Annotated in this window: 13 protein-coding genes; 10 read left to right on the top strand and 3 right to left on the bottom strand. The window is 47.1% G+C overall.

Annotated elements, in window-relative coordinates; genetic code table 11:
- The first annotated feature begins 6 nt into the window (after positions 1–6).
- From OI18_RS09395 to OI18_RS09380, 4 genes are read left to right on the top strand one after another with little or no spacing between them, the layout of a single operon-like run.
- Positions 7–648 (top strand): hypothetical protein, encoded by a 642-nt coding sequence (locus tag OI18_RS09395; protein ID WP_052273036.1) that lies wholly within the window; start codon positions 7–9, stop codon positions 646–648.
- Between the two features lie 11 nt (positions 649–659).
- Positions 660–1,721: a PA0069 family radical SAM protein gene (locus OI18_RS09390; RefSeq protein WP_039139337.1), complete on the top strand. Its 1,062-nt coding sequence runs from the start codon at positions 660–662 to the stop codon at positions 1,719–1,721.
- Positions 1,722–1,765: 44 nt separating this feature from the next.
- Complete coding sequence (locus tag OI18_RS09385; protein ID WP_039139336.1) at positions 1,766–2,845, top strand: aromatic ring-hydroxylating oxygenase subunit alpha; 1,080 nt, start codon at positions 1,766–1,768, stop codon at positions 2,843–2,845.
- Between the two features lies 1 nt (position 2,846).
- A complete protein-coding gene (locus OI18_RS09380; protein WP_039139334.1) occupies positions 2,847–4,262 on the top strand; it encodes an APC family permease in 1,416 nt (471 codons plus the stop codon).
- Positions 4,263–4,307: 45 nt separating this feature from the next.
- On the opposite strand, the gene OI18_RS09375 is transcribed toward OI18_RS09380, so the two are convergent.
- Entirely contained in the window at positions 4,308–7,109 is a 2,802-nt protein-coding gene (locus OI18_RS09375) for a TonB-dependent receptor (RefSeq protein WP_039139332.1), read from the bottom strand.
- A 58-nt stretch (positions 7,110–7,167) separates the two neighbouring features.
- Between OI18_RS09375 and OI18_RS09370 the strand changes: the two genes are divergently transcribed.
- Entirely contained in the window at positions 7,168–8,628 is a 1,461-nt protein-coding gene (locus OI18_RS09370; RefSeq protein ID WP_039139585.1) for a RapZ C-terminal domain-containing protein, read from the top strand.
- Between the two features lie 21 nt (positions 8,629–8,649).
- Positions 8,650–9,366: a nucleotidyltransferase family protein gene (locus tag OI18_RS09365; protein WP_039139331.1), complete on the top strand. Its 717-nt coding sequence runs from the start codon at positions 8,650–8,652 to the stop codon at positions 9,364–9,366.
- Here OI18_RS09365 and OI18_RS09360 read toward each other — a convergent pair whose 3' ends face one another.
- Together OI18_RS09360 and OI18_RS09355 are read right to left on the bottom strand one after the other, a co-directional pair.
- On the bottom strand, positions 9,367–9,945 hold the full coding sequence (locus tag OI18_RS09360) for a hypothetical protein (protein WP_039139328.1): 579 nt from the start codon (positions 9,943–9,945) through the stop codon (positions 9,367–9,369).
- Between the two features lie 41 nt (positions 9,946–9,986).
- Positions 9,987–11,138: an acyltransferase family protein gene (locus OI18_RS09355; RefSeq protein ID WP_039139584.1), complete on the bottom strand. Its 1,152-nt coding sequence runs from the start codon at positions 11,136–11,138 to the stop codon at positions 9,987–9,989.
- Between the two features lie 76 nt (positions 11,139–11,214).
- Here OI18_RS09355 and OI18_RS09350 point away from each other — a divergent pair, with 76 nt between their 5' ends.
- The 4 genes from OI18_RS09350 to OI18_RS24405 form a co-directional block, all read left to right on the top strand.
- Positions 11,215–11,808 carry an acyltransferase gene (locus OI18_RS09350; protein WP_039139325.1) on the top strand — a complete coding sequence of 198 codons (594 nt, stop codon included), beginning with the start codon at positions 11,215–11,217 and terminating at the stop codon, positions 11,806–11,808.
- Positions 11,809–12,238: 430 nt separating this feature from the next.
- Entirely contained in the window at positions 12,239–12,745 is a 507-nt protein-coding gene (locus OI18_RS09345; protein ID WP_039139324.1) for a UpxY family transcription antiterminator, read from the top strand.
- Between the two features lie 136 nt (positions 12,746–12,881).
- Positions 12,882–13,679 carry a polysaccharide biosynthesis/export family protein gene (locus OI18_RS09340; protein WP_052273035.1) on the top strand — a complete coding sequence of 266 codons (798 nt, stop codon included), beginning with the start codon at positions 12,882–12,884 and terminating at the stop codon, positions 13,677–13,679.
- 14 nt (positions 13,680–13,693) lie between these two features.
- A partial coding sequence (locus OI18_RS24405) for a GumC domain-containing protein (protein ID WP_039139322.1) occupies positions 13,694–14,256 on the top strand: 563 nt, incomplete at its 3' end.

The raw sequence follows: 14,256 nt of genomic DNA, 5'->3' as shown, positions 1-14,256 counted from the left end.
ATCGTTATGCGCGTGAAAGCAAATGAAATCCAGGTAAAGGCATATTCCGGCATTGCCACAATGCCCGGGTATGAAATGTTCGAATACCAGCTGGTACTTGCCGTGCCGGAATCTTTAAAGGAAAAAGTGAGAAGGGTGCGCTCCCAGTTCGCTGAAATCTGTAAGGTGCCGCCGGCGTCCGGATCAGTCATCTTACCCCTTGTGAAATTCAGGCAACGCGCTTTACTGGAAGAACGTTTAAGGTTTTCCCTTGGCGAAATGATAACCGGGTGGTGCCCATTCCTTGTGCAGCTGAAAGATTTTGAAGCACAACCCACCCATTCCATCTTCATCCCGGTTGCCAATAAAAATCTCATCCGCCAGCATATCAATGATCTTAAAACCATCCAGCACCTGTTACGGCCGGATAAAGAACATGCGGCATTTTTTTCACCGGAACACCGGCTTTACCTGGCAACAAAACTGAATCATGGTGCATTTGAGAAGGGATGGAAAGAATATTCCCATCGCCAGTTCACGGCGCAATTCATTGCCGATGCCTGCCTGTTGCTGAAGCGGAAAGATCCAACGTTGCCCTGGCAAATCGCCCGGCGATTCGAAATGCGCAATCTCCCCGTCGGCATAAAACAAGGCACACTCTTCCAATAACATCACTCCCCATGCCTCGCAATACAACCACAATTAAAGGCCGCGGCTCACAGATCAATCCCGCCAATAAATTCGACAAGCTTTCCGCAGCGAAACAACATGTCGAAGCTATTGACGACTGGACAGAATCTGATCCATCTACCCGTTACATAGAGCAGGAAGCAAAAAGCCTGGTAAATAAAGTTGACAGTCCGGATGTAGGCATGTTTTACAGCATGAACCCTTACCAGGGTTGTGAACACGGCTGTATCTATTGCTATGCCCGGAATTCGCATGAGTACTGGGGTTATAGTGCCGGCCTCGATTTCGAGCGGAACGTAATCGTAAAAAAGAATGCACCTGAACTGTTGCGCAAATTCCTGATGAAGCCATCGTGGGAATGCCTGCCTATCTCCGTCAGCGGCAATACGGATTGCTACCAGCCTGCGGAACAACGGTTCCGTATCACCAGGCGCCTGCTGGAAGTGTGCAATGAATTCAACCAGCCCATTGGCATCATCACGAAAAACGCGGCAGTATTGCGAGACAACGATCTCCTCGCGCAAATGGGTAAGAAGAAACTCGCCAGCGTGATCGTTTCCGTAACAAGCCTCGAAGAGCCTTTACGCAGGGTGATGGAACCACGCACCACCACTGCACAGCAAAGGTTGCGGATAATAAAGGAACTGAGCGATGCAGGCGTGCGTGCAGGAATAATGCTCGGACCCATGATTCCCGGGTTGAATGATCATGAACTACCCGCCATCCTCGAAGCCGGTGCCGCGGCGGGAGCGAAATTTTCCGCATACACGTTCATCCGCCTCAATGGTGCAGTTAAGTTGTTGTTCCATGACTGGCTCTACAAAACTTTCCCCGACAGGGCTGATAAAGTATGGCATGGAATTGAAGAAGGCCATGGCGGAAAAGTGAATGACAGCAGGTTCGGAACGCGCATGCGGGGCGAAGGTGCCGTTGCGGACTTGATAAAACAGCAATTCAAAAAATTCAGCAAGATCTACGAATTGAATGAAGAACGCTGGGATCTGGATACTTCTGCTTTCTCAATCCCCGGCAAACAGCTGAAATTGTTTTAGACTTATTCACTTATCGAATTATCTTTAGTGAAACCACAGTCTCCATGCGTTTTTTCATCGATCCGGATATCGCAAAGGCAAAGACCCTGTCTACCGATTTCTACATCGATCCTGTATATTTCAATCTTGCCAAAGAAAAAATATTTGCGCCCTGCTGGCAGTTTGTTGGCTCGTCCGATCTTGTAAAGGAAAAAGGCGACTGTTTTCCTTTAACCATGCTCGAGCACTACCTTGATGAGCCGCTTGTGCTAACGCGCGACAGGGAAGACCAGCTGCATTGCCTTTCCAATGTGTGCACCCATCGCGGAAACCTGATTGCCTATGAACCTTGTAAGGCAAACCAGCTGCGCTGCAAATACCATGGACGCATCTTCAGGCTGGATGGTAAGTTTCAGTCGATGCCCGAGTTTAAGGAAGTACTTGATTTTCCTACAGCAGATGATGACCTGAAGCAACTGCCTCTGTTCAGCTGGGGTAAGCTGCTGTTCAGTTCCCTGGCACCAAAAATTCCTGCAGAAGAAGTATTCCGGGAAATGATCGATCGCGTTGGCTGGCTACCATTGGATAAACTGGAATACAGGCCCGAACTCTCACGCGATTATCACGTGAAGGCAAACTGGGCATTATATTGTGAAAACTATCTCGAAGGATTTCATATTCCATTTGTTCATTCAGGTCTTAACGCGGTGCTTGACTTCGGCGAATACAGCACGGAGATCTACCGGTACAGCAGCCTCCAGCTTGGCATCGGTAAAAAAGGCGACAGTTGTTTTGACCTTCCTGCATCTTCACCTGATTTCGGGAAATATGTTGCCGCCTATTATTACTGGGTCTTTCCCAACATGATGTTCAATTTCTACCCGTGGGGATTATCCTTCAACCTTGTTCAGCCACTGTCGCCGGGCGAATGCAAAGTGTCGTTTCTCACTTTTGTGTATGATGCGACTAAACTGGAAACAGGGGCTGGGAGCGGACTGGATACAGTAGAACTGGAAGACGAAGAAGTAGTGCAGAATGTCCAGAAAGGGATCCGCTCAAGATTTTATACGCATGGCCGTTATTCCGTGCGTCATGAAAAAGGAACGCATCATTTTCATTCACTGATCGCTGAATTCATCGGTTAACATGAGCAGCCTGCAACGAACGCTTAACGGGCGAACCGCGATGGCCATAGTGATCGGCGGCGTTATCGGGTCAGGCATTTTCATGAAGCCTGCACTGATGCTTCAGCAATTGCAAAGTCCCTTCCTGCTGCTCTCTGTATGGGTGGTCGCCGGCATCGTAACCTTATTTGGTGCCCTTTCAAATGCGGAAGTAGCATCACTGTTCCCGGAGACCGGCGGCCAGTATGTGTTTTTTCAGAAAATGTATGGAAATGCATTTGCGTTCTTATATGGCTGGGCAGCTTTTGCAGTCTTCAATACCGCGGGTAATGCATCGATCGCCTATGTATGCGCCGAATACGCTAACTACTTTGTCGAGCTTCCGCGTTTCGCAACTGGAACGGAAACTTCATTTCGGTTATATATCCCATTTATAGGCTATGTTTTTCCGCTCGCCAATGCCGGTGTAAAGGTTCTGACCATCGCCCTGATCTGGTTGCTGACCTTCGTAAACTACCGCAGTGTCCGTACCGGCAGTGCCCTCCAGAGGATCCTTACTGCATTAAAGGCTGTTGCGATTATCCTGCTGATCGGCGGAATCCTTTCAAACGACAAAGGATCATTCAGTCATCTCGGTGAAGCTGCCGGTGATACCCTTTCGCTTTCCTGGATCGGTGCATATGTTGCCGCATTGTCCGGGGCCTTCTGGGCTTACGATGGCTGGAATAACATCACATTCATCGCAGGGGAAATCAGGAACCCGCAAAAGAATATCCCGCGCAGCCTGCTTGTCGGCTTGTCTGCCTGTATCATCATTTATGTGCTGGTGAATGTAGCCTACCTGTATGCGCTTGCCCCGGCAACATTGGCGGTATCGAAGTTCGTTGCCGCCGATGCGGCTACCGTTACCTGGGGTGCGATAGGAGGCAGCCTGATCGCACTTATGGTGATACTGTCCACTTTCGGCACGGTAAACGCAAACGTGTTGTCCACTTCCCGCGTAACTTTTGCAATGGGCCAGGAAAACAAACTGTTTGCATGGGCAGGAAAAGTACATCCCGGCCATCAGACTCCCGGCAATGCTCTGATCCTGAATGCAGTCTGGACATCACTCATGATCATCAGCGGCTCTTTTGATATGCTTACCGACATGCTCATTTTTGTCAGCTGGTTTTTTTACGGCATGAGCGCACTGGGACTCTTTGTTCTGAGAAAAAAATATGCGGGTATGACCAGGGCCTATAAAGTTCCAGGCTACCCTGTCATACCCGCTGTCTTCGTTGCTTTCACCTTTATTTTCCTGGTCATTACGATTTGCCAGGATATCATTCACTACCAGCAGGGTAAGATTCCGATTATCAATTCCCTGCTCGGTGTGCTGATCACACTTGTAGGACTACCCATCTACTGGTTTACCCGGAAGAAAGAAATTCGCTAACCGCTGTAGGCAGACCTCGTATCCCGTAGCTTTAGCGAAGGGATATTAAAACCTGAATCCGACTCTCGCGAACAGGCGCAGCCCGTTTGCACCCATCTGTACTGCATCCCAGGGTCCGCCGGTTTCATTATTAAATGCCCAGCCTTTCGCACCCGGTGCAAATCCAAGATCAGGATGATTATTGGTGATATTGTCCGCACCGAGATAAAGACTAACCTGCTTTGTGAGCCTGTATGACGCATATACATCCCACACCAGTTTGCCATCGTAGGAATATTCATCCTTTACGGGATGGGAGTCAAGATCTGCGGGCACATAAGCATAGAGGTCACCCCGGTCGAACGGCGGAATAAAATCTTCTGCAGTGCCGTCGCCATATCCATAGATCACCGTCTTTCCGAAATAAGTTAGCCGGGTGCCGATTCCCAGTTTCTCCCAGTTGTATTCTGCATTGAATGCAACTTTGGAATTGGGCGCCGAGGCCAGGATAAACTTCTGCTCCCTTTCCGTAAGGAAAGTTGCACGCAGGTCAGCCGTACCGCTTAATTTCTCCGGAACATTGATCTTGTCAATGCTCATGTCCTGGATATTCCCGGTTAACAACAACCGCAAATTATTCTTGCCATATGCCTTGTTGTATTCCAGTACCAGGTCTATGCCTTTGTTGGTTGTATTCACGGCGTTTGCGAAGAACTGGGCCAGGCTTACATCAAGACGTTGCATTTCCTCGATCAGGCTTGGATCCAGGCCCTCGTCTTCTGAACTGAACTGTCCTGACAACACCACGCGATCCTTCACTTCCACCCAATAGCCATCAACAGTAAGTGTAAGTCCATCTATCAACTTGGCACTGAAACCCAGGCTTGCATTCTTTGATTTTTCCTGCTTCAGTTCCGGGATTCCTGCAGCGCGCGTAATCGGGCTGTAGTTCGGGGCAATTTTCACCTCTTTGATATCTGCACCCTGCACAGTGGTGAAAGTTGAGGAGAAATTGATCTGTTGAAGTGATGGAGCCCTGAACCCGGTGCTGAACGATCCGCGCAGGTTCACTGCATTGCTGAGTTTATAACGGGTAACAACTTTCCAGTTGAAGGTTGACCCGAAATCATTGTAGTTTTCAAATCGTGCTGCAGCTCCCACAAGCCACTTGCTGGTAACATCAAGTTCTGCATCAGCATATACTCCCAGGACAGTGCGGTCTGTTTTTATTTCATCGGATGGCTGGTACCCGGGAAAGCCCTGTGCGCCTCCTGCCTTTTCTCCCGTAGGATCATAGTTGCGATAAGACGCTTCTTCACCGGCTTTCAGCTTGTACCATTCATTTCTCAACTCCGCACCAAACGCCAGGTTGAGACCACTCGCCACAGTATTGAATTCCCGGCTTGTGTTGAGGTTAACGGTGTTTTGGGTGAACCGGAACCCGCCATCATCAAAATGCGTTTGGTCGGCACCGAGAGAAGCATTGAATGTTTTGTCACCATAAAAGTGAAAGTCGTTGTACCCGATGGAGTTGCTCAGGTCCCAGTTCCATGATCCCATATTGCCCTTCAGGCCGGCTGCGACAGATCCGTCATTGATCTTCGTCTGGATATGCGGGTTAAAATAATCTTCGCCATCTGATGTTTGTTTGATTATCCCCGGAACATCGATCATATTTCCGCTTGCATCAGTCGGAAACCTGTCAGGCCGCGCAGACCAGTTCCGCGTAAAGGCATACGCATCTGATGATTTGTGGTTATACCCGCCAAAGGCATAAAAGCTGGTTTTTTTATTGGCGAAGGGCAGTTCTGCGTTAAAAAATCCGCCACCCGCATCCAGCGAACCGTCTCCATGCGCACGCCTGTACACATTTGTGGGAAGCCAGTCTTTGTCAGTTTCATCCGTTGCAAGCGCCTGCCGGTATGTTTTGCCTGAGGATACAAAATTGCCGGTGAAATTGATGAAGCCACCCTGCTTGCCAACATTCACTCCGTAATTGAGGTTTGCATTGAATGCGTTTCCATCAAGTTTTGAGTTGTACACATACTGACCAAGTTCCGGTTCAAATGCCGGGTTGTATTTTTTATCATAATACCCTGACCAGCCAATATTTCCTGTAAGCTCACCGGTATTTCTTTTCAGCACCAGGTTGATCACCCCGGCTATGGCATCTGATCCATATTGAGCCGAAGCACCATCCCTTAGTATTTCCACCCTGTCAACAGCGCCAAGTGGAAGTGCACTGAGATCTGTTCCCGAATTGCCGCGACCACGGGTTCCGAATACGGCAATGAACGCGGTCTGGTGCCTCCTTTTTCCGTTCACCAGCACCAATGTCTGGTCGGGACCCAGTCCACGAAGTGTGGCAAGGTCAATATGGTCGGCACCATCGCTGCCACTCTGTTTATTATAGTTGAAGGAAGGAGCTGAATAATTGATTATTGAAGTCAGCTCCATTCTTGCAGTCGGCAGTGAAACCTGTCCAACGTTTACCACATCAACCGGAACGGGCGTTTCGGTTTTGACCCGGCCAGCCCTGCGTGTTCCCACGAGCACCACGCCACTAAGGTCGGTAATGGCAGGTTCCATTGAAATACTCAGGTTGGTTTCATTTCCCACTGGCACTGACTGTATCGTATAACCGACCATTGTTATTTCGAGTACGTCCGATGGATTTGCAGTTATTGAAAATACTCCCGCTTCGTTGGTTGTGGTTCCTGTGCGGGCAGATTTGATTTTGACTGAAGCACCTTGCAGCGGAGTGCCTGTTTTACTGTCGGTTATTTTGCCCGTGATCGTGGTTTGGGCAAACAGCGAAAAGGTGCTCAGCATAGCTGTAAGCACCAGCAGTAGTCTGGTTATTTTCATCTGAATGGGTGTTTCAGTGAATATAAGAAATATTATCCCCTATCTTGCTGAAATTATCATGGAACAAATCTTACAGCAGATAGGCGACCTGTGGAGCAGGTATACAAGTGGGCGAGAAGCCGCTTCGATTGTAAAATTACCGCAAAGTGGTAGTGACAGGATGTACTTCAGGGTGACCGGCGATAACGGTGAAACCTGTATTGCCACCTATAATGACCACCTGAAAGAGAATGAGACTTTTTTTGCATTCAGCACAGGCCTAGGGTCAGTCGGATGCCCGGTTGCAAATGTGGTCGCAGTCAATGAAAACGGGAATATTTACCTGCAGGAAGATTTCGGTGACGTTTCCCTGCTTAACCTGCTCGAAACGCATGGATATAACGACTATGTTTATTCGCTGTTCAGGCAAAGCCTTTCAAAGCTTGCACACCTCCAGGTTGTGGGAGGAACACAGATCGATTATAACCATTGCCTGACCGCACGCGAATTTGGTAAGCAGGCGATCCTAAGCGACCTCCTGTATTTCAAGTACTATTTCCTGGATACACTTAAGTTTCCATACGATAAACAGGCACTGCTCGATGACTTCGAAGCACTGAGTACCTATCTCACCCATACAGAAAACAAACATTTCATGTTCCGCGACTTTCAAAGCCGGAATATCATGGTGAAAGATGACCAGGTTCACTTCATCGATTACCAGGGCGGAATGCTTGGTGCCCTGCAATACGATGTCGCTTCATTGCTCTGGCAGGCGAGGGCCGAACTGCCCGACGAATGGAAGAACAGCCTGCTCGATTACTATATCGATGAAGCAAGCAATCACCTGTCTCAGCCACTCGACAGGTACCTGTTTACCGCGCAATACAATGGCTATGTGCTGATCCGCCTCTTGCAGGTGCTGGGTGCCTATGGCTTCCGTGGCTTCTTCCAACGTAAAGCGCAATTCCTCACCAGCATCCCGCTCGCATTACGCAACCTGAAATGGTTTACCGGTAATCGCCGCATGGGAATCGCAGTACCGGAATTCGACAAATGCCTCCAGTTCTGTACGAGTGATGAAGTAATGGAAAGATTTGAACCACTGAAGGCAACGGAAGAAACGCCACTGGTGGTGCACATCCACAGCTTCTCGTATAAACGTGGTATCCCTGCCGACCCGTCCGCGAACGGTGGTGGATTTGTATTTGATTGCAGGGGGATCTTCAACCCCGGAAGGTTCGAAGAATTTAAAACACAAACCGGTCGCGACAAATCCGTGAGGGATTTCCTCGAACAACGGACGAGTATGCCTGATTACCTGAACAGTGTATTTGACCTCGTTGATATTACCGTGTCAGATTATATCAAGAGAGGATTCAGCAGCCTGCAGGTGAACTTTGGTTGCACGGGCGGGCAACACCGCAGTGTGTATGCTGCCGATGCATTGGCCCGTCACCTCAAAAATAAATTCGGGGTTAGGATCGAACTGAAACATATTGAGCAGGATGCAAAGAACTGGGTCAACAACCCGGCATAAGTACAACAATATTCTACTTCCATGAAGGGCATGATATTTTCGGCAGGACTGGGAACCCGTTTCAAACCCTGGACAGATAAACATCCGAAAGCATTGGCACCGGTTAACGGGAAGTCCCTGCTTCAGCGGAACATTGAATACTTCCAACGGTTTGGGATCAACGAAGTGGTGGTGAATGTGCATCATTTTGCCGACCAGATCATTGACGCGGTGGAAGCAAATAACGGCTGGGGCAGTAAGGTGCTGATCAGCGATGAAAAAGACGAAGTACTGGAAACCGGTGGCGGATTGCTCAAGGCAAGACCGCTTCTCGAAAGTGATGAACCCTTTGTGACCATCAATGCCGACATCCTCACCGATCTCGACCTTAATCAATTACTTGCATTCCATCATAAAGAAGAAGCACTCATCAGTTTTGGGGTAACCGGTCGTAAGACAAGCAGGTACTTTCTCTTCGATGAGGATAAAAAACTTTGCGGGTGGACCAACACCAAATCGGGCGAGCGGAGAATTTCCATCGATAAGCCAGGTCTCGAAGAATGGGCTTACAGCTGCGTGGTTGTATTCGAACCACAGGTATTCAGTTTAATTCGCCAGCGAGGTAAGTTTTCGTTGGTTGATACCTACCTCGACCTGGCGAAAGAACATAAGATCATGGGATTCGACCACAGCGGTGATAAACTTGTTGATGTCGGCAAACCCGACAGCATAGCAATAGCTGAAGAATTATTCAGCTGACTATGCCACCAGCATTTCCCTTTGATGCGCCTTTGTATAATAGTACGCTTCGGGTTCCTCTGCCCTGTTGTTTTCAGCGCTGCTAAACAATTCCCAGGAAACATCAATTAACTTCCACCAGTTAAAGACAGACAACAGGATATCTTGTGCATCGATGAAGTCGGTTATTGACTGACCTGTAAGACAGCAATCACACCAGCTTTCAGCAAGCTCTTTCCATTCACCTAAAGATTTATACTGGAAACAATCTTTGAGAACGGCCAGCGGCTGCCTTGGTTCGTTTGCCGGTTTAATAGAAATGACCCCTGCATACACCAGGTAGCTGATTTCGGTAAGGAGCTCAAGTTTCTGGAAGAAACCCACAGCCCGTGACGATGCAAGTTTTCCTTCAACCGGCGAACCGCTGCCTGCAGCTGTTGTGCAATAATGCAGCAACCTGTTACAGATCTCAGCTGGTTGTTCAAGGTCAAAGAAATAAGCGTAGATCTCCTGTGGATCAGCCTTCAGGGGATCTTCACGGGTATACAGTGCAAGGCGGTTGAGGTAGCAGATTTCTGCGTGGGATATTGACTGTGGCATAGCATCGGATTTCCCACAAAGCTAAAAAATTTAGCAAGATTTTACACTTTTACATACCACTTTTTTTGATCCATTACCCAGGCCATGAACCAGAAAAACAGGATGAACAAAACTGCATATAATAATGAGCCTGTTTCCAGTTTCGTACTAACGGGCTTACAGATGTGTTCATAAAACCAACCCAGCGGACTTACATATTTCTGTTGTCCCTGGTCGTTCATTCCGTTAGGAATTCGAACCAGTGCAAGCAGTTTCGGGATTACGCCGCTCATTACGAAAATGAACAGGGGGTTTTTCCCGAATACATCGAAGAACCTGCTCCATCCGCCTTTCCAGTTCCTGAATTCGATCAGCTGGATAAAAGTGGTCAGTATCATGATGGCGAGTCCGATCGTGTAAAGAACATAAGAGCTTGTCCAGATCTTTTTGTTGATGGGAAACACAAGACCCCATGCCATACCAGCAAGCCAGAGAGTTACACCAGCTACAAAAAGGTTGGCAACCATCTCAGCGTTCTTTCCCTTCTGTTGAATATAATCGCCCACCAGGAAACCAAAGATCACCTGTGCAATGGCAGGAATCGTACTGGCCAGTCCTTCCGGGTCAAACGGAACACCCTCGCCTTTATATAAATGATCTGCACCAAGCAGTGACCTGTCGAGGCCCGTACCCCAGAAGCCTTCGAGGCTATAGGGATCTGCCGGGTCGCCGCACATAGCCGTAATGACCCAGTAGCCAAGCAGCAAAATCGTTGCGGTGTAAAAAGCCCCCTTGGTTTTAAAGAAATAGATGATCAGTGCTGCGAACGTATAGGCGAGTGCAATGCGTTGCAGTACGCCAAAGATCCGCAGGGTGGAGAATGGTTTGAACACGAGTTCCGCTCCATCCCACTTAACGAAAGGGAACCAGTTCAGCAGCAAACCGATCAGGAAGATGCTTACACCGCGGCGGATAATTTTTGTCAGCGCCTGCGATTGCGGCATCTGCTGCATCCTGGGCATTACAAAGGCAAGGGCATTTCCTACTGCAAAAAGGAAGAAGGGAAAAACGAGATCCGTTGGTGTGCAACCATGCCATTTCGCATGTTCAAGCGGGTCGAAGATTGCTCCCCAGGTGCCAGGATTGTTGACCAGGATCATAAGGCATACGGTGGCGCCGCGGAAAACATCAAGGGAATAAAAACGTTGGTTCACTTTGGTTTCGGTTAAAGGGACAAAATACAAAAAACCGCAATTGCAATGCTTACCTTTAATTACTAATGCGAACAGTATGTCATTGATTGATCCATCTGCTTTTATTCATCCCACAACCGTTATTGATGGCGGGGCCGTTGTTGGGTCGGGCACACGTATATGGCATTTTTGTCATCTGATGCAGGGAGCGGTGGTTGGTGACAATTGTATCCTGGGACAGAATGTATATGTCGACAACAATGTTCAGGTCGGGAACGGAGTGAAGATCCAGAACAATGTATCATTGTTTAACGGGGTGAGCCTGGCGGACGATGTTTTTGTCGGCCCCTCGGTAGTCTTTACCAATGTCATTAACCCGAGGGCTTTCGTTGAGCGGAAGCAGGAATTCCGGCCCACGCCCGTTGGCCATGGGGCCAGTATCGGGGCCAATGCCACGATCATTTGCGGCATTTCAATCGGTGAATATGCTTTTATCGGCGCAGGTGCGGTGGTTACGAAGGATGTGCCGGCGCATGCATTGGTAACAGGTAACCCTGCCAAGGTGCAGGGCTGGGTCAGCCGCAATGGATACAAGCTCGATTTTGCCGGCTCCGACACCTTTTTCTGCGAGGCGGAAAACAAGACTTACCGCCACCAGAAAGGATTGATTTCCATTATAAATGAAACCTGATCGAAATCAAATATTTGCGGCTTTTTACCCATATATTTGCCCATTGAAAAGTGCGGTGCCCGGCACCTTTCCACTGGACCCAAAAATTGAAATCTGTGAGAGAAGAGCTGACTAAGTTAGCGCATCGAATTTTATATTTTATTCATATGAGGAAGAAGGCATAGTAGGTCAGTTGACCTGCCTTGCCTTCTTCGCGTTTATATAGCCCTGGTTAAGATTGCAGTTGTCTGGTTATAGCGAAGGTATCCAGGTTGAAAAATCAGTATCATTGTTCATTGTGTTAATGGAATGAATAAGATTAAATTATTGATAATCAACCAACAACCATTTTTTATTGGCACGATTATAGCACAATGCCCCCTGCTCGGTAAACAGGCGACTGTGACTGAGAGGGCGAAGCCATGTACTGGAGTGTTTAAATTTAGTAGATGTGAGCAGTGATAAAAAGACCTGGTACGCAATTTATACCAAGCCCCGGTGGGAAAAGAAAGTGCACGATCTGATGCTGCGTCGGGGCCTGGAAAGCTATTGCCCGCTTAACAAGGTCAGAAAAAAATGGAGCGACCGTTTTAAAATAATAGAAGAACCCCTTTTCAAAAGTTATGTATTTGTAAAGGTTTCAGAAGATGAAAAGCCAGGTGTGCGCTATATTGATGGCGTGGTAAACTTTGTATATTGGCTCGGCAAACCGGCACGGGTACACGAAGAAGAGATTGAACGCATCAAACGCTTTCTGAACGACCATACTGATGTGCAGATTGAATCTTTAAATTCAATTAAACCGGGAGATAGGGTTGTAATAAACAGTGGCGTTTTCATGGATCATGAAGGTGTTGTTCTACATGCCGACAGGAGAACGGTTGAACTGCATATCCAGAGTCTGGGGGCCAAACTTGTAGCCCATATTGACAAAGAAAAACTGAATAAAATTAATTAAGCCTGGTTGACTCTGATTCATAAAGATTCTCAACAAAATAATTGTGCAGTATTAATCCGCTGCACTTTTAGTTTTAAAAGAATGACTACAATCAGGCTTTGTGAAATACTAAGCGACTAATTTAATGTACCGTACAATGTATCGTTATACTAACATCTTTATCTTTTTACTTCTTGCTGGCCTTTCCTCATGTCTGACTTCTGAAAAGAATCATAAGGCCAGGATATACCTGCAAGGTGTTGACAGCATTAGCAATAGGGGGTTTGAAATTCCTGAGCCTGTCATTAAAAAGGGAGATCTGCTTACAATTCTTATATTTAGCGATAACGAAACTGCAACGGAAATATATAATCAGCCGCAGGCAGGTGGAAATGCCGGTGGAGCCGGCGCCGGAAATGCGAGTAATATGAGCACTATGGGAAAGGGTTACCAGGTGGATGTTAGTGGTAACATTTATATCCATTCACTGGGAATGTATAAAGCTGAAGGATTAACAAGGAGTCAACTGTCCCAGACATTAAAGGACAGTTTAATTACGTATCTGAAGAACCCTTATGTAATAGTTAGATTCGCAAACAATCGTTTGACGATTTTAGGGGAAGTGTTGAAGCCAGGATATTTTGACCTGCCGGATCAAAAAATTTCTATTTTAGATGCTTTGGGCCTGGCCGGAGATCTTACCCCGTTTGGAAGACGCGATAATATTTTGGTAGTTAGGGAAATTGACGGTCGGCGAACTATGGGCAGACTTGATATTAGGAAACCGGATATTTACAACTCACCATATTTTTATTTGCAACAGAATGACATGGTGTACGTTGAGCCCACAAGAAGAAAACCGACCGGTAACGAACAGGTATTATTGAGGAACGTTGCGATCGCAACAAGCTTGTTGTCTGTTGTTACATTGCTGGTAACATTGATTACAAGATAAATTACAGAAATTGTATGGAGTCAGCATTTGAAAGTAATGCACTAAAGAAAAAGGAATTTACCCCCATGGAATTGGTATTCCGGTACCTGAAATATTTACCATGGGTAATATTGTCTGTAGTTATCGCTGTTCTGATCGCTTTTATTTATCTGCGATATACCCCAAATAAATATAGCTCAAAGGGACAGATGATAATTAAAGTGCAGAATCCTTTTTCCTCAGGTGATGAAAGATTTAATAGCTTGTTCTTTATTGACGCCGGCCCAAACCTGAAAAATGAAATGGTAATTATTAAATCTCCATCTCTTGTTCAGCGGGTTGTAAGAAAACTTGGCCTTCAGACTCAATACACAGGAATTGGAAAAGTACGGTCAACTCTTCTTTATAAGACGAGTCCCATCTCTCTGCAAATAATTAAGAAGAATGATTCAACCAATATTTCATTAAGGGTTACTATCCTTGATTCTAACCAATACTTGCTTAATGAGGAAGTTACTCCGCGGGTATTCGGTGAACCGCTTAACCTTAAAAACGGAGTCTATAAAATTCACTATAATGGCCAGCCACTCACAAATTA

It is taken from the genome of Flavihumibacter solisilvae (assembly GCF_000814475.1).
GTDB lineage: Bacteria > Bacteroidota > Bacteroidia > Chitinophagales > Chitinophagaceae > Flavihumibacter > Flavihumibacter solisilvae.
This window is presented reverse-complemented; position numbering and strand designations above follow the sequence as displayed.